The organism is Rhizobium yanglingense (assembly GCF_977109285.1).
Window position 1 is genome coordinate 2,035,713 of record NZ_CDSAWY010000005.1, and the last position, 16,068, is coordinate 2,051,780.

Here is a 16,068-nt window from a genome sequence, read left to right on the forward strand (position 1 = left end):
ATGGTGAAGAGCGAGAAGGTTTCCCGCGCCTCGCTCATCCGCAAAGCCGTCAACGATTTTCTGGATCGTCATGATCGGACAAAGGAGGCAGAAGCTTTCCGGCTCTGGGGTAATAGAAAGATCGATGGGCTCGAATACCAGGATAAAGTTCGAAGCGAATGGTGAAACCGCTCTTCGATACGAACATCCTTATCGACTATCACAACGCCATACCGGAAGCCCGCGACGAGCTTGACCGCTATGGACGCCGTGCCATCAGCATCATCACTTGGATGGAGGTGTTGATTGGCGCTGATCCCGACGTCGAAGCAGCGACGCGAAGCTTCTTGAATAACTTCCAGATCATCGCGGTTGATAATGCGATAGCGGAAGGCGCTGTTCGCTTAGGACAGCGCCACCGGATCAAATTTCCGGACGCGGTAATCTGGTCGACCGCCGATACGCATGGGTTGCTCCTGGTGACGCGCATCACCAAGGACTTTCGGCCGGATAATCCTGGAATCCGCGTCCCATATCTGCGTTGATTTGAGAACGTCAAAAAAGACGGATAAATTGCATCGCAATTGCAAGGCATGCGGTTGGCCATGAAAACCGCGTCCCTTCCGTCGCTTCGCTTCGATTCCGAGCTGCGCGCTGCCGCCGAAAGCGTGCTGGAGGAAGGGGAAACGCTTTCCGCCTTCCTCGAAAGCGGGGTGCGGCGCCAGATCGACTTTCGGAAGACGAAGATGGAATTTATCGCTCGCGGTCTCGCTTTACGAGACGAAGCTGGATGGACCGGACCCGATCATTCTTCCGAGGAGGCGCTCGGAATGATTAGAGCGAAACTCGATGCACCCGAAGCTGCAAGAGAAAGATGAATTACGAGGTCCGTTATACGGACGAAGCACCGGCTCTGATTACCGGTCGCTCAGGGCCCAGCGCGGATTGACCCAGGGCTCTTGGTTCGAGCGCGGCAGCGGCTGCTTGCCCAGGATATGGTCCGCCGCCTTCTCGCCGGTCATGATCGAGGGGCCGTTGAGGTTGCCGTAGGTGATGTGTGGGAAGATCGAGCGAGTCGGCCACGCGCAGGCCGTCGACCCCGATGACGCGCGTCTCCGGGTCGATCACGGCCATCGGGTCGTTCTTAGCGCCCAGCTTGCAGGTGCCGCAGGGATGGTAGGCGCTTTCCAGATGCTCGCGCAGGAAGCCGTCAATCTCGTCGTCCGTCTGCACCTTCTCACCCGGCTGGATTTCCGCCCCTCGATAGGGGTCGAAAGCCTGCTGGCCGAAGATCTCGCGGGTGAGGCGCACACAGTGGCGGAATTTCTCCCAGTCATCCGGATGACTCATATAGTTGAAGCGGATGATGGGGTCGGCCTTCGGATCGGGCGAGCGCAGGGTGACGGACCCGCGCGACTTCGAGAGATTGTAGCCGACATGCACCTGAAAGCCGTGGCTCTTCGCCGCCGCCTTGCCGTCATAGCTGATCGCCACCGGCAGGAAGTGATACTGGATGTCCGGCTGCTTGATGCCGGCTGCCGAGCGCAGGAAGGCGCAGGCTTCGAACTGGTTGGAGGTGCCGAGGCCGGATCTCGTGAACATCCATTGCGCGCCCGCCACGCCCTGCCAGAACCATGGCAGCCAGGAATAGAGCGAAACCGGCTTGGTGCTGACCTGCTGGAAATAGAATTCCATATGGTCCTGCAGGTTGGCGCCGACGCCTGGCCGGTCGGCCTTCACCTCGATGCCGTGCTCCCGCAAGTGAGCGCCAGGGCCTATACCGGAAAGCATCAAGAGCTTCGGCGAGTTGAAGGATGAGGCGGAAACGATCACCTCGCGGTTCGCCTTGATGATTTCGACCTTGCCGCGGCGCTCGATCTCGACGCCGGTCGCGCGGCCGTTCTCGATAACGATCCTGCGCGCCATACCGTAGGCGATGTCGACATTCGGCCGCCTCAGCGCCGGCTTCAGATAGGCGCTCGCCGCAGACCAGCGACGGCCGCGGAAGATGGTCTGCTCCATCAGCCCGAAGCCTTCCTGCTTTGAGCCGTTGTAGTCGTCCGTCGCCTCGAAACCCGCCTGCTTGCCGGCTTCGATGAATGCATGGAACAGCGGGTTGCGAAAGCCGCCGCGTTGCACATGCAGCGGGCCGTCGGTGCCGCGCCAGCCTTCCTCGCCGCCGTGCGAATGCTCCATGCGCTTGAAGTAGGGCAGCACGTCTGCATAGGCCCAGCCGTTGGCGCCGAGCTCTTCCCAACGGTTGTAGTCCTCGGCATGGCCGCGCACATAGACCATGCCGTTGATCGAGGAGGATCCGCCGATCACCTTGCCGCGCGGCGCGGTGATGCGCCGGCCGTTGAGGTTCGGTTCGGGTTCGGAGAGGTAGCCCCAGTTGTAGCGCCTCATGCTCATCGGCCAAGCAAGGGCTGCCGGCATCTGGATGAACGGCCCGAAGTCGCTGCCGCCCGCCTCGATGACGATCACGCTGTTTCTGCCGTCTTCCGAGAGACGATAGGCGAGGGCCGACCCTGCCGAGCCGGAGCCTATGATGACGAAGTCTGCTTGCATGATGTACACTCAGTAGGTGTTGGCCTTCCCCTCCCCACAAGCGGGAGGGCTTCGGCCTCTTCTCAATAAGGCGCCGCTACCGGCCCCATGTTCACGTAAACCGTTTTCAACTCCGAATAATGCTCCAGCGCCGCAAGCGAGTTCTCCCGCCGAAACCGGATTGCTTCGAGCCGCCGAAGGGAATTTCGACCGGGCAGAGATTGTAGGTGTTGATCCAGAGCGTGCCCGCCTCGAGTTGGTCGGCGACGCGGTGGGCGCGCGTCAGATCGGCGGTGAAGACGCCACCCGAAAGGCCGAATTCGGTGGCGTTCGCACGTGCGATGACTTCGGCTTCGTCGTCGAAATCGAGCACGCACATCACCGGCCCGAAGATCTCCTCGCGGGCAATGGTCATGCCGTCCGTCACGTCGGCAAACACGGTCGGCTGGACGTAATAGCCTTCGCCGGAGACATTGTTCGGAATGCCGCCGCCGGTGACGAGTGTCGCACCCTCGGCCTTGCCCTTGTCGATGTAGCTGAAGACCTTCTGTCGCTGGTCGAAGGAAACCATCGGGCCGAGCTGCGTCGCCTCGTCCATCGGGTCGCCGATCAGGATCGCCTCGGTGCGGGCCTTCAGCCGCTTCAGGAACTCGCCCTTGATCTTCCGCTGGACAAAGACGCGGGTGCCGTTCGAGCAGACCTGGCCCGTCGAATAGAAGTTGCCGAGCATGGCGCCGCCGATTGCGCTGTCGATATCGGCATCGTCGAAGACGATCAGCGGCGACTTGCCGCCGAGCTCCATCGTCACATGTTTGAGGTGGCCTGCGGCGGAGGCGGCGACCTTGCGGCCGGTCGGCACCGAGCCGGTGAGCGACACCTTTGCCACGTCCTTATGGTTGACGAGCAGCGGGCCAGTGTCGCGGTCTCCCTGGATCACATTGTAAAGGCCCTTCGGCAGGCCTGCTTCGTGCAGGATTTCGGCAATCTTCAGCGCGCCGAGTGGCGTGTTTTCCGAGGGCTTGAAGACCATCGCATTGCCGGCGATCAGCGCCGGCGCCGCCTTTCCAGCAGGCGATCTGCTGCGGATAGTTCCAGGCGCCGATGCCGACGCAGACGCCGAGCGGCACGCGCTTCGTATAGGCGAAATCGCCTCCGAGCGGGATATAGGAGCCGTTGAGGCCGGCTGCTGCGATGCCGCCGAAGAACTCGAAAGCTGTCGGCGCCCGACGTCGGATCCGCGACGATCGTTTCCTGGATCGGCTTGCCGGTATCGAGCGTTTCGAGCTCGGAAAGCTCGCGATTGCGCTCGCGCATGATCTCGGCGGCGCGCTTCAGGATGCGGCCGCGGGCCGTCGGGCTCATCGCCGCCCATTCCGGCTGTGCGCGCTTGGCAGCCGCGATCGCTTTCTCGACGATGGCAGGCGTTGCCGCATGCAGCCGCGCGATCACTTCGCCGGTTGCCGGGATAAATGCTTTCGATGACGCTGCCCGCTTCGTCCTCGACATATTCGCCGTCAATGAAGTGCGACGCTTTCGGCTGGGCTTTCATAGTTCAATCGCTTTGCTTTGTCCGACAGGGTCAAAAATAAGGCTCCTCATTCCTGTGCGGTTAGCCTCATTCGATCCCCCCTAATTGCATCGTCACATAATCCTCCGTCAGCGCCGATGCGAAGCCTCGATGTTGATCGGCGCGGATTTCAGACTTTGGCGGATATAGAGCCCGTCGATCATCGCAGCAGCGCCTTCGGCGATGCGTCCTGCGGCATCCGGCGGGCAAAGTTTCTTGAGGTTGGCCAGCAGGTTCGAACGCAGCCGGCGGGCATAGATGCACGAGGAAACGGCGCGTCTCTTCCGAGCGCTGCGCCTCGGCATAGAAGGCGAGCCATGCGGCGATCGTTTCCGGCGCGAACTGATCGGCCTGGAAGCTGACGCGGATGACGGCAGAGAGCTTTTCGCGTGGTGTACGGCCAGCCTTCAGCGCCGTCACCGTGTCGTCACGCAGCTGCCTGAGCAGCGAACGGATCGTCTCGATCAGCAGTTGCTCCTTGCTGCCGAAATAGTGGTGCGCAAGGGCTGGCGACACGCCGGCCTGGCGGGCGATATCGGACATGGTGACGCTCAGCGAGCCGTGATCGCGCGATTACGCGCAGTGCAGCGTCGACGAGCGCCTTTCGGCGTAGAGGTTCCATTCCGATTTTCGGCATGAGGGCCAGCTCCTTGACAGTTCAGCACATACTATTTTTGATTGACTGATCAATCAACAAAAATCCTTTTGACGGAATTAGAGAAGCCTCAACCCTTTCCGGCCCGCAATTCTGCAGCATATGAAAAGCTATCAGGAGGTGTGTCATGGCTGAGCGTCTTCGATGGAGCGCCGTCCTCGTCCCTGCAGTCGAAATGGATATGGTTCGTGGGCCTCGGCGTGCTGCTGTTGATCTGCGGCCTGATCGCGGTCGGAAATCTGCTTCTTGCCACCGTGGTGTCGGTCTACTCCGTGGGAATGCTGATGGTCTTCGGGGGGATCGTCTATCTCATCCACGCCTTTCAGGTGCGCGGCTGGGAGCATATCCTTTTCTGGGCGCTGAGCGGTGTACTTTACGTCCTCGCAGGCATATTCGCCTTCATCAATCCGATCCTTACCTCCGCTGCTCTGACGCTCTTTCTGGCCGTCGCTCTGCTTGTCGCCGGCGTCTTCCGCGTCTTTATCGGCCGCCGCATGAAGCCGCTCAAGGGCTGGGGCTGGATTGTCGTAAGCGGCGTGGTCACCGCGCTCGCAGGCTTTATCATCGCGCTCGGCTGGCCGGTGAACAGCCTCTGGGTCCTCGGACTTTTCCTCGCGGTCGATCTTATTCTGCAGGGATGGACGATGATTGCGTTCGGCATCGGCCTTCGAAGCGTGCAGTGAGGCTGTCCACAGGCTGTGCTCACGGAATGTTTCTTTTTTGACAAGCATGTGAGGCGGGACTAAAGATTCAGATAACCAAGGCGCCGGCAGACGACATTGCCGGAACAGATGTCATGAGTGGTCATGCATCCCGCGTAGGGCAGGTTCTGTCCATAGATAAACGAAGGGAGGAAGTTCATGCCAATGGTCACAGTTTCCATATCACCGGTCCAGGCAGCAGGCATTCGCGATGCCGTCGATCATGGCGGCTATGCATCGAGCAGCGAGGTTGTCCGTGAGGCGCTGCGTCTCTGGGATGCCGCCCGCAAGCTCGCAGAATATCCGCAATGACGTTCTAAATGACGAAGACCGCGCGAGTGGAGGCCGCTGCGTTGCAGATATGTTTGCCGATCACGAAGCGGAGCGCCGCCGATCCGCCTGATAGGCGTCGGCGACCTAAGCCATTGATCGGAATGCTGAAACATTCCGGTCACACAACTTTCACAAAAATTTCACATTGGCGAAAGGGTTCGTTGATGCTTTTTCACCATTTTCGCTGCGAAAAAGAAGACTTCACAGTGGAGAATTTGGACATGTCTTTCGGCTGCCGCCGTCGAACCGGGCGTCATTGCGCCGTTATGCCAGCGATCAGATCGTGACCCTCGCGAAACTCGTCATCGAAAATGCTTTCCAGCCAATTGTCGAAGCAGGGACGGGCACGGTCTTCGGCTACGAGTCCCTGATGCGCGGGCAGGAACGCATCGGCTTCGATTCCCCTGTCGAAATCCTCGATGAGGCGCATCGCGCCGCCCAGCTGCTGCAGCTGGAGCAGATGGTCGCCAGCCGGGCGCTCGCCAAGTTTGCGACGCTCGGCAATTATTCGACCTCGACGCTTTTCCTCAATCTCGACGTCCGGCTGATCCCGCACGGCGACCGCCTGGTTGAAACCCTCCTCCAGCACCTGAAGGCCGGCCAACATCCCGCCGTCCTCGGTCTGCTTCGAATTCTCCGAGCGTTTCGACAATACCAGCGTGCCGGAATTCACGGCGCTGGTTTCCAAGCTCCGCAAGACCGGCTTCAAGCTGGCAATCGACGACTTCGGCGTCGGTCACGGCGAGATGAAGCTGCTCTGCGACTATGCCGTCGATTACCTGCAAGATCGACCGCCACTTCGTCGCCGACATCGACCGCAAGCCGCGCAAGCGCCACCTGTTGAAGCAACATCGTCAACATCGCCCATGTGCTCGGCACCCGGGTGATCGCGGAAGGCATCGAAACCGAAGCGGAATTCCTCGCCTGCCGCGAATATGGCGTCGATCTCGTCCAGGGCTGGTTCGATCGCCCGGCCGACGCCGCATCACCTCCGAGCTGCGTGTCGTCGTTCTCCGCATCTGCAGGATCTCGGCAAGAGCAAGCGCAGCAGCGCAGATCGCTCGATGAAATCCTTATCCGCAAGCAGATCGAAGTGCTGCCGACAGTCTACGAGAACGACAGCATCGACACGCGTCTTCGAGCTCTTCCGCCGCAATCCGCGCCAGGCCTTCTTCCCGGTATCTTAACGCCAATGGCGAGCCGCGCGGCATCATCCACGAGCACCATCTCAAGGAATATATCTACCAGCCCTTCGGCCGCGATCTCCTGAAGAACAAGGTCTATGAGCCGCACGCATTTCACACTTCGTCGAAATGGCGCCGATCGTCGGCCTCGATTCCGACGCCGAGCAGCTGATGACGATCTTCGCCAATATGGAAGGCAGCAACTGCTTGATCCTTACGGACAACATGCGCTATGCCGGCGTCGTCTCCGCTGCCTCGCTGATCAAGGTCATCAACGAAAAGCAGCTGAAGACCGCGCAGGACCAGAACCCGCTGACCGGCCTGCCAGGCAACCGCGCCATCCGCGATTTCATGCGCCAAGCCAGCTCGCGACGGCGACGAGGTACGCATCTTCTGCTATTGCGACTTCGACAACTTCAAGCCGTTCAACGATGCTTACGGCTTTCATCTCGGCGACCACGCGATCTCGCTCTTCGCCGCGCTGATGCGCCGTTACTTCTTCGCCGAGCGTCATTTCCTCGGCCATGTCGGCGGCGACGACTTCTTCATCGGCGTCGTCGGACTGGACGAAGGAGGAACTGACGGAGATCCTTGACCGGCTGCATCAGCGATTTTCACGACGATGTCGCGCGATCTCTATTCCGACGAGGACCGCGCCGCCGGCTGCATTCGCGGTCATGACCGCGCCGGCGCGGAAGCGCTGCTTCCCGCTGATGCGCTGCTCGATCGGCGTCCTTGAGCTGCCGGAAGGCTTGGTGATCGACGACATCAATCGTGTCAGCGCCGAAATCGCGCACATCAAGGCCGACAGCGAAGGAAAGTGCCGACGGGTTCGATCTTCCATCCGCTGGGCGAGGCGAATTGACGCCTTTGCCACATTCTCACCTTCCCAAGCACCGGGCGCTGAATTCATCTCCTGGTGCTTCCGGACAAGGAGGAGACCGGTCATGCCCTTGCCCAGCGAAACATGCGTTTCGTCGACCTGCCGTCGCTTCGGCGGCGCCGGAGGTGATGAGCGATTCGCGAGCGGACCTGTTCCGGTGCCCGGCGAGGGGCAGATCCTGGTGTCGCGATGCAGGCGATCGGCGTCAACCGCCCGGATGTGGCGCAGCGCCAGGGCAACATACCCGCCGCCGAAGGATGCAAGCCCGATCCTCGGCCTCGAACTTGTCCGGCGAAGTGGTCGCGCTCGGTTCGGGCGTCGCCGGATACTGCGGTCGGCGACAAGGTCTGCGGCCTCGCCAATGGCGGCGCCTATGCCGAATATTGCCTGCTGCCCGCTGGCCAGGTCCTGCCCGTTCCCGAAGGGCTACGACGCGGTGAAAGCGGCAGCCTTGCCCGAGACCTTCTTCACCGTCTGGGCCAATCTCTTCCAGATGGCCGGCCTGACGGAAGGGCGAAAGCGTGCTGATCCACGGCGGCTCCAGCGGCATCGGCACGACGGCGATCCAGCTGGCCCGCGCCTTCGGCGCCGAGGTCTATGCGACGGCGGGCTCGGCGGAGAAATGCGAGGCCTGCGAGAAGCTCGGCGCCAAGCGCGCGATCAACTACAGGAGTGAGGATTTCGCCGAGGTCATCAAGGCCGAGACCGGCGGCAGCGGCGTCGATGTCGTACTCGACATGATCGGCGCTGCCTATTTCGAAAAGAACATCGCATCGCTCGCCAGGGATGGCTGCCTGTCGATCATCGCCTTGCTGGGCGGCGCGGTCGGCTGAAAAGGTCAATCTCGCGCCGATCATGGTCAAGCGCCTCACCGTCACCGGCTCCACCATGCGCCCGCGCACGGCGGAAGAAAAGCGCGCCATCCGCGACGACCTTTTCTCCGAGGTCTGGCCGCTCCTCGAAGCCGGCAAGGTCGCCCCCGTCATCCACAGGGCCTTTGCCTTCGAAGAGGTCGTCGAAGCGCACCGGCTGATGGAAACGAGCAGCCATATCGGCAAGATCACGCTGACCGTTTGAGGTCAGCTTCGGACCAGCATCGGTGCACAAGGTAAAACTGATCCTGGCCGTACGTAGAGTCTCCGGGGTCGCTGAACTGTCGTCTGAGCGAAACCCGGCCCTCGAACTGCGCATCTTGATGTGGCGTTGATTGCGCGTCGTACGGTCCCCACGAGGAATGCAATGGCTCTATTCCACTCTTGCCCCATCTGCCGCAGCAGGATTCCGCATTTCGTACCGCTTCCGCGGTATTATATCGACAAGGCGACCGAACATGGCTTTCCTTATGGGGTCGATGAATTCGAAACGATCAATCATCAGGCCTATAGTTGCCCCAACTGTCACTCGAGCGACCGCGACAGGCTCTATGCCCTGTTCCTGACGCCTGTGTTTCAGCGCCTCAACCAGGCGCAGCCGTTCCGGTTTCTGGATATCGCCCCAGGCCGCTCTTTGAGCTTCTGGCTGAAAAGCCATCCGCACATCTTCTATCGCAGCTGCGACATGTATATGCCAGAGGCGGACGACAAGGCGGACATTCACAATCTGCCTTATGCGGACGAAACTTTCGATTTCGTTCTGTGCTCGCACGTGCTCGAACACGTCGACGATCCGGTGCGCGCCACCTCAGAAATACGGCGTGTTCTCAAGCAGGACAGCATTGCCATCCTGATGGCGCCGATCTGCCTGTCGATCCAGGACAACTATGAAAATCCCGAAGTGACGACGCCTGAGGGGCGCTGGCAGCATTTCGGCCAGGATGACCATGTGCGCATCTTCTCGAAGCCGGGATTCGTCGATGTGATTCGGCGGTCAGGCCTTGCGGTGCAGGAGGTTCCGGTCAGTGAGTTCCTGACGCCCGAAGTCTGCGAGACCTACGGCATCGGCCTCCGCTCCGTTCTTTATCTCGGCGTGAAGCAGCAGGCTGTCCAGCAAGAGCCGGAGCGCAGCGTCGCCTGAGATCGCGCGAAACTCTCATTCATGGAAGAGGCGCCCCGAGGCGCCTCTTTTCAATTTCGGCCTTCTCTCAGCGTCAGTGCCGCCGCAATCGTGACGATGCCGGGGAGCGCCATGGCGGCGTAGAGCCAGTGGGCCGCCGAGATGGCGCCGGCAATGCCGCCCGGTGTGACGAGCCCTGTGCTGTTGGCAATGACGCCAGCGACCGCCGCGCCGAAAGCGCCGCCGAGCGACTGCACGGTGGAGATCGCTGCCGATGCCTTGTCCTGCTCGGCGCTGCTGACAAGGCGCAGCACCTTTGTCACCAGATGCGCCCATCCGAGGCCGACACCGAAACCCATCATCAGCATTGCGACAGCCGCCGGTCCGAGAATTGCAAGGCTCGCCATCTGGTTGTCTCGGGCGAGAAAGATCGCCAGGAAAACGGTCGCCAGCGCTTCGATGATACAGCCGGCGACGATTGCGTTGCTCGCGCGCCTGCCGGTCAGAGAGCCGCTGAAGAAGGCGGCGATCGTCCATCCGAGCGCGACAAGGGCGGTCAGATAGCCGGAAATCAGCGGCGTCACGCCATGCAGGGTCTGCAGGAAATAGGGAATATAGATGTCGCTGACGAGGATGAACAGCAGCGCAAACATGATGAGGTAGACGCGCGCAACCGGCTTTGCGAGCATGACCGCGCCGGTCGGCAGAAGCCGGTTGTTGCCTCGACGTTCCGTCATCAGCATCAGTGAAATCGAGAGGACGGAAACGGCAATCAGCGCAGCCTTCGGGACCATATGCTCGACGGTGCCTGCGATGCTGACGAACAGCACGGCGACAAGCAGCAGGCAGATCTGCAAGGCCGGCGTCTTGCCGTGGGCGCGGTCGTCCGTCGCTTTCGGTAGCAGCCATGGCGCAAGAACGGCCATCAGCAGACCGAGCGGCACGATGATGATGAAGGCGTATCGCCACGCACTCCCTTGCGAAAACAGGCCGCCTGCAGTCGGCCCGAGTAGGGTCGCAACACCCCAGATCGCTGCATAGAGCGTGGAGGCTTTTGGCCAGAGCGGCTCCGGATAGGCGAAGCGGACGAAAGCATAGGCAAGCGCGGCAAGGATGCCGGCGCCGAAACCCTGAACGGCGCGCCCGACGAGCACCACTTCCATGACAGGTGCGGCGGCGCAGATGAGGCTGCCTGTTGCGAAAATCAAGGCGCCGCAGACATAGGCGCCGCGCAAGCCCATACCGCGCGGCCGCATGGCGACGAAGATCGAGCCGAGCACGGCGGCGGCAACGAAGAGCGTCGTCACCCAGGCAAGTAGCGGCAAGCCGCCGATATCGCGGACGATCGAGGGGGCGACTGTGGCGGTGATATAGCTCTCGATTGCATAAAGCGTCACTCCGCCGCCGAGCATCAGCGTGGCGGGCAGCACGGACGGCGTGAAAAGCTGGAAGACGGATGACTGCGGCGCAGCGGCCTGATCGGCACTGGTCATGACAATTACCTTGATGTTTTCGCTAGCGGATCATTATTTTCCAAGTTATAAATTGGAAAATTACATGCCTGACTCATTAAAGCAAGCAACGACTTGGAAAAATAAATGCGTCAATCGCCTGCCAACCGCATTCTGCTTCTGCTAAAGACCGAAGGGCCGCAGCGCGCAGCGTCGATCGGCGATGTGCTGGGCATCACTTCTGAAGCGGCGCGCCAGCACCTGACGAAGCTTGCCGAGGACGGTCTTGTCGAGCCGCTGACCGAGCCGGGTTCGGGCAGAGGACGGCCGGGCCAGCTCTGGCATCTGACCCTGGCCGGTAATCAGACCTTTCCGGACGGCCACGCGGAATTGACCGCGACCCTTCTGAGCACCATGGTCAAGACGCTCGGCAGGGATGCCCTGGATACCATCATATCGGCACGCGAGGCAGAAACCGTGAAGCGCTATCGCGAGGAGGTCTCGGCTTCCGATCTCGCTCTGCGCATCCGCCAGCTGACAGCGATCCGGACGCGCGAAGGTTACATGGCCGATAGCTGGATGGAAGAGGACGGCACGTTTATGCTCGTCGAAAACCACTGCGCCATCTGTGCGGCGGCCCGGGCCTGCGCCGGCTTTTGCCGTTCCGAGCTCGAGACCTTCCGCAATGTGCTTGGCGCCAATGTCGAGCGGTCCGAGCACATTCTCCTTGGCGCCCGCCGCTGCGCCTACCGGATCAGTCCGCTTTAGGCTTCGGGACGAAACGGGAATGCAATCGCGCCGCAGCGCGGCCAAAAGGCATTGCTTTATCGGCGCAACGCGCTATGGCTTTGCTCTCCCCAAAAACCGATCCGGATTCCTGCCCATGTCCAATCCCGTCACTGTCGAAGTCACGCGCGGCTCGCTCGTCGAAAGCTGCCATCGCGGCACGGTCGTTGCCGTCGACGGCGATGGCAAGGTCGTCTTCGGGCTTGGCGAAATCGATGCCGGCGTTTTCCCGCGGTCTTCCTGCAAGGCTATGCAGGCGCTGCCGCTGGTCGAAAGTGGTGCGGCCGATGCCTATGGCTTTGGCAACAAGGAACTGGCGCTCGCCTGTTCTTCCCATAACGGCGAGGACGAGCATGTGGCGCTTGCCGCCTCCATGCTGGCGCGCGCTGGAGGGAGCGTCGAAACGCTGGAATGCGAGTGCCCGACTGGTCATCGGACCGCAAGACTCTGATCCACCAGGCGCGCACGATCACAGCGCCGACGGCGCTCCACAACAATTGTTCCGGCAAGCATGCAGGCTTCGTCTGCGCCTGCTGCCATCAGGATATTGATCCGAAGGGCTATGCCGGCTACGACCACCCGCTGCAGCAAGAGCTACGCGGTACGATGGAGAGCCTCACCGGCGCCGTGCTCGGCCGCGATAATTGCGGCACCGACGGCTGCTCGATCCCGACCTATGCCGTGCCGCTCCGCGGCCTCGCGCATGGCTTTGCCAAGATGGCGACCGGCAATGGCCTTGAACCGCTGCGCGCCAAGGCCTCCCGCCGCCTGTTCGACGCCTGCATGGCGGAGCCCTTCTATGTCGCGGGTACGGGCCGCGCCTGCACCGAGCTGATGCAGATCGCGCCGGGCAGGATTTTCGCCAAGACCGGCGCCGAGGGCGTCTTCTGCGCTGCAATTCCCGAAGAAGGGATCTCGATCGCCGTAAAGTGCGAGGACGGGACGACTCGCGCCGCCGAGGCCATGGTGGCGGCAGCACTCGCCCGGTTCTTCGAAAGGGGCAGCGCGGTTCACGCGAAGCTGATTTCGATGGGCGTCAAGCCGATGCACAATTGGAACGGCATCCATGTCGGCGACATTCGCGTCACGGCTGCGCTTCTCGCATAGGCCGTGCCGTTACGGCACAGGCTGTTTCGGATGATCAGCAATTCCTAATATAGGTTAAACCAAATCCTGCGAGAGGAGATGCGCGGCGGCGCATTTGTCCTACTATGGTGCGGCGTTCAACCCATGCCGCGAGGGCAGGATATGTTTGCAGGCCGCTATCTCTGGTGGATGCTGATCGCCGTCGCGATCTTCCTGTTCTTTTCCATGTGCTTCGATTACGTGACCTGGGCGATCGTCGCCATGTCCGGCTGCGCCGAGATCGCCGGTTCCTGCGGGCCGATCGTGCTTGCCATGTCCGGCGCGATGAAGCCTTCGGGTATTGGGCTTGCGGGGGCAATCATGGTGATCTGCACATTCGCCCGTTTGCATTACCTGTCGGTCAACTGGCTCTGGGCGCCTGTCGCGCTTGTCTGGTTTTCGGCGTCGGCGGCCTTCCCGGGGATTCTCGCGGGCGGCTGGACGGGCCAGTTGCGGCCGGAAATGGTCGTCGAAAGCCTGCCGGTGGCCTTCCTCTTCGTCACGGTGTTCTGCGGTTATCTCTTCATCGCCTTCGAAGAGGGAGGATGGTTCCCTTTTGGCCAACGGGCCTGGCTGCGGGCCGTCATCTGGGTTGCCGCGGGCTACGGCGTGCTTGCGGCAATCGCGGAAACGCCAGGCTTCGGTGCCCTCCCGGCGCGCATGCTCGGCATGCCGTGGATCGCCTCGACGATCGCCGCGTTCCAGCCGCTTTTGGCGGCAATCTTCGATCTCGGAACCGGTAGCATGATGCCGGCATATGCAATGCTGGCGCTCTTCGTGGCGGCTCTCTCCGCAAGCCTGCTGCCGCAGGACTTCGCGCGGCTCGCGGTGCCCTTCATGCTTCGAGGATCGCGGCATTGAGCGCCCGGTAGGGCGCAAGCCGCTCTTCCGGCATTCCCGCCGAAACGATCAGTCCGGCAACATCGGCAATGCCGAGCACAGCGCAGGGCGAAACGAGATCGAATTTCTCCTCGGTCAGCAGGACATATGTTTCGGCCGCGCAACGGGCGATATGGCGCTTGATCGCCGCCTCCTCGAAGTCGCCCGTGGAGAGCCCGTGCACGGGATGGGCGGCGGTGACGCCGAGGAAGAAGATATCGGGTCTAAGCTGCGAGATCGCCGCCATGGCCGCAGCGCCGGTTGCCACCATCGAGTGCTTGTAGAGCCGCCCGCCTGTGAGAATGATGTCGGCGGGTCGGGTGATGCTCCAGTTCCGCCGCGATCGTCGGGCTATGCGTTGCGACGGTAAAGGCGATGTCGCGTGGCAGATACCGGGCGATCTCCGCCGTCGTCGTCCCGCCGTCGAGAAAGATCATCTGCCCCGCTTTCACCATTTGCACCGCCCTGCGCGCCGAGCCGCTGCTTGGCATCGGACGAAACGCTCCGCCCGCGCCGAGAAATTTGGCAGGTCGGGCGCAATCGGCATTGCGCCGCCATGCACCCGGTTCAAGAGCCCGTCAGCCGCCATCTCCCGCAGGTCGCGCCGGATCGTGTCTTCCGACAGCGCTAAATCTTCGGCGACGCGCTTGGCGATGACCTGGCCGTCACGGCGCAGGATGTCGAGGATCAGGGATTTGCGTTGTGTTGTCAGCATCGCTCTGCACGAAAATCAACGAATTATCACGATAATGCCTGAAATGACTCGACATGCAAGCAATTTCACGCATTATCGTGAAATCCCGTGCATGAGGCCGGGAGTGATGGAGTTTGAGATGTTGATCCTGATTGCAGGGCCGTACAGGTCCGGAACCGGCGATGATCCGGGAAAAATGGCGGCCAACCTGAAGCGACTGGAGGAACCGGCTTACGCGCTCTTCAAGGCGGGCCATGTGCCGATGATCGGCGAATGGGTGGCCTTGCCGGTCTGGAACGCAGCCGGAGGCAAGTCGATCGGCGATGATCTCTACGAGGAAATCTTCCACCCCGTCGCCCACCGGCTTTTGGAGCTTTGCGAGGGCGTGCTGCGGCTGCCGGGGGACTCCAAGGGTGCCGACAACGACGTCCGCATCGCGCGCGAGCGCGGCATTCCGGTCTGGTACAAGCTGGAAGAGGTGCCGGGCTGGGCGAAAGCCGCGTGATTGCGCCGGGGCCGGCAACGGCCCCGATTTCCGCCATGGGCAGGGCGTGACGGCTGCGCTATATAAAATTCCCGAAACGGAGTCTCGACCATGCTGACATTTTATTTCGCGCCAAGCACCTGTGCGCTGGCAAGTCTCATCGCGCTGGAGGAATCCGGCCTTGCCTATGAAGCAAGGATGATCAGCTTCAAGGACAACGAGCAGCGCTCGCCGGAATATCTGAAGATCAACCCGAAGGGCCGCGTTCCCGCCCTCGTCACCGATCGCGGCATAGTCACCGAAACGCCGGCGATCCTCGCCTATATCGCGCAGACCGCCCCGGCGGCCAAGCTCGCGCCGCTCGACGACTTCTTCGAGTTTGCCCGCCTGCAGGCCTTCAACAGCTACCTCTGCTCGACCGTGCATGTGAACCATGCGCACAAGCGCCGCGGTTCCCGCTGGGCCGACGATCCCGCCGCGCACGAAGCCATGCAGGCCAAGGTGCCGCAAACCATGACGGAAAGCTTCGAACTCATCGAGGAGACGATGCTCGCCGGCCCCTGGGTCATGGGCGAGCAGTATTCCGTCGCCGATCCCTATCTCTTCACGATGACCGGCTGGCTGCGCGGCGACGGCGTCGACCCGATGCGCTTCGCCAAGGCCACCGCCCACTACGCCCGGATGATGGATCGCCCGGCGGTGCAGCGGGCGCTGACGATTGAAAAGGGATGAGGGCGTCCCTTACTCCCTCCTCATCATGTCGGTCGGCGAGAGGAGATGGGGGTGGCTCATGCGGGCAACCCTCGCC

The 16,068-nt window shown here is 61.7% G+C and carries 10 protein-coding genes and 8 pseudogenes; 13 read left to right on the top strand and 5 right to left on the bottom strand.

Annotation, left to right across the window (positions count from 1 at the left end):
- From ACW4PC_RS19860 to ACW4PC_RS19870, 3 genes are read left to right on the top strand one after another with little or no spacing between them, the layout of a single operon-like run.
- The gene (locus tag ACW4PC_RS19860) at positions 1–165 is read left to right on the top strand and encodes a CopG family transcriptional regulator (RefSeq protein WP_455874903.1); all 165 of its coding nucleotides are present in this window, start codon (positions 1–3) and stop codon (positions 163–165) included.
- Complete coding sequence (locus ACW4PC_RS19865) at positions 159–524, top strand: PIN domain-containing protein (protein WP_455874904.1); 366 nt, start codon at positions 159–161, stop codon at positions 522–524. Before ACW4PC_RS19860 ends, ACW4PC_RS19865 begins: the two co-directional genes overlap by 7 nt.
- Before the next feature lie 60 nt (positions 525–584).
- A complete protein-coding gene (locus tag ACW4PC_RS19870; protein ID WP_455874905.1) occupies positions 585–857 on the top strand; it encodes a YlcI/YnfO family protein in 273 nt (90 codons plus the stop codon).
- A gap of 39 nt (positions 858–896) precedes the next feature.
- On the opposite strand, the pseudogene betA reads toward ACW4PC_RS19870, so the two are convergent.
- The 3 pseudogenes from betA to betI form a co-directional block, all read right to left on the bottom strand.
- A pseudogene (gene betA, locus ACW4PC_RS19875) lies at positions 897–2,547 on the bottom strand (choline dehydrogenase).
- Positions 2,548–2,609: 62 nt separating this feature from the next.
- A pseudogene (gene betB, locus ACW4PC_RS19880) lies at positions 2,610–4,075 on the bottom strand (betaine-aldehyde dehydrogenase).
- A 66-nt stretch (positions 4,076–4,141) separates the two neighbouring features.
- A pseudogene (betI, locus tag ACW4PC_RS19885) lies at positions 4,142–4,730 on the bottom strand (transcriptional regulator BetI).
- Positions 4,731–4,879: 149 nt separating this feature from the next.
- Between betI and ACW4PC_RS19890 the strand changes: the two are divergent.
- From ACW4PC_RS19890 to ACW4PC_RS19910, 5 genes and pseudogenes are all read left to right on the top strand, one after another.
- Positions 4,880–5,431, top strand: coding sequence for an HdeD family acid-resistance protein (locus ACW4PC_RS19890; RefSeq protein WP_455875072.1), 552 nt, complete (start codon positions 4,880–4,882; stop codon positions 5,429–5,431).
- Positions 5,432–5,608: 177 nt separating this feature from the next.
- A pseudogene (locus ACW4PC_RS19895) lies at positions 5,609–5,852 on the top strand (ribbon-helix-helix domain-containing protein).
- Between the two features lie 107 nt (positions 5,853–5,959).
- Positions 5,960–7,831, top strand: a pseudogene (locus ACW4PC_RS19900) (GGDEF domain-containing protein).
- A gap of 82 nt (positions 7,832–7,913) precedes the next feature.
- Positions 7,914–8,926 (top strand): annotated as a pseudogene (locus ACW4PC_RS19905) (NAD(P)H-quinone oxidoreductase).
- 162 nt (positions 8,927–9,088) lie between these two features.
- Positions 9,089–9,862 carry a class I SAM-dependent methyltransferase gene (locus tag ACW4PC_RS19910; protein WP_455874906.1) on the top strand — a complete coding sequence of 258 codons (774 nt, stop codon included), beginning with the start codon at positions 9,089–9,091 and terminating at the stop codon, positions 9,860–9,862.
- A 50-nt stretch (positions 9,863–9,912) separates the two neighbouring features.
- On the opposite strand, the gene ACW4PC_RS19915 is transcribed toward ACW4PC_RS19910, so the two are convergent.
- On the bottom strand, positions 9,913–11,334 hold the full coding sequence (locus ACW4PC_RS19915; protein ID WP_455874907.1) for an MFS transporter: 1,422 nt from the start codon (positions 11,332–11,334) through the stop codon (positions 9,913–9,915).
- A 105-nt stretch (positions 11,335–11,439) separates the two neighbouring features.
- Here ACW4PC_RS19915 and ACW4PC_RS19920 point away from each other — a divergent pair, with 105 nt between their 5' ends.
- The 3 genes and pseudogenes from ACW4PC_RS19920 (at position 11,440) to ACW4PC_RS19930 (ending at position 14,064) form a co-directional block, all read left to right on the top strand.
- The gene (locus ACW4PC_RS19920; RefSeq protein WP_239595103.1) at positions 11,440–12,060 is read left to right on the top strand and encodes a helix-turn-helix transcriptional regulator; all 621 of its coding nucleotides are present in this window, start codon (positions 11,440–11,442) and stop codon (positions 12,058–12,060) included.
- A 115-nt stretch (positions 12,061–12,175) separates the two neighbouring features.
- Positions 12,176–13,185, top strand: a pseudogene (locus ACW4PC_RS19925) (asparaginase).
- A 123-nt stretch (positions 13,186–13,308) separates the two neighbouring features.
- Positions 13,309–14,064 (top strand): hypothetical protein, encoded by a 756-nt coding sequence (locus ACW4PC_RS19930; RefSeq protein ID WP_455874908.1) that lies wholly within the window; start codon positions 13,309–13,311, stop codon positions 14,062–14,064.
- On the opposite strand, the pseudogene ACW4PC_RS19935 reads toward ACW4PC_RS19930, so the two are convergent.
- Positions 14,039–14,797: pseudogene (locus ACW4PC_RS19935) on the bottom strand (DeoR/GlpR family DNA-binding transcription regulator). The gene ACW4PC_RS19930 and the pseudogene ACW4PC_RS19935 sit on opposite strands and share 26 nt — an antisense overlap.
- Positions 14,798–14,915: 118 nt before the next feature.
- On the opposite strand from ACW4PC_RS19935, the gene ACW4PC_RS19940 reads away from it, so the two are divergent.
- Together ACW4PC_RS19940 and ACW4PC_RS19945 are read left to right on the top strand one after the other, a co-directional pair.
- Complete coding sequence (locus ACW4PC_RS19940) at positions 14,916–15,281, top strand: DUF4406 domain-containing protein (RefSeq protein ID WP_455874909.1); 366 nt, start codon at positions 14,916–14,918, stop codon at positions 15,279–15,281.
- Positions 15,282–15,371: 90 nt separating this feature from the next.
- A complete protein-coding gene (locus ACW4PC_RS19945; protein ID WP_455874910.1) occupies positions 15,372–15,992 on the top strand; it encodes a glutathione S-transferase family protein in 621 nt (206 codons plus the stop codon).
- The last annotated feature ends 76 nt before the right edge of the window (positions 15,993–16,068 follow it).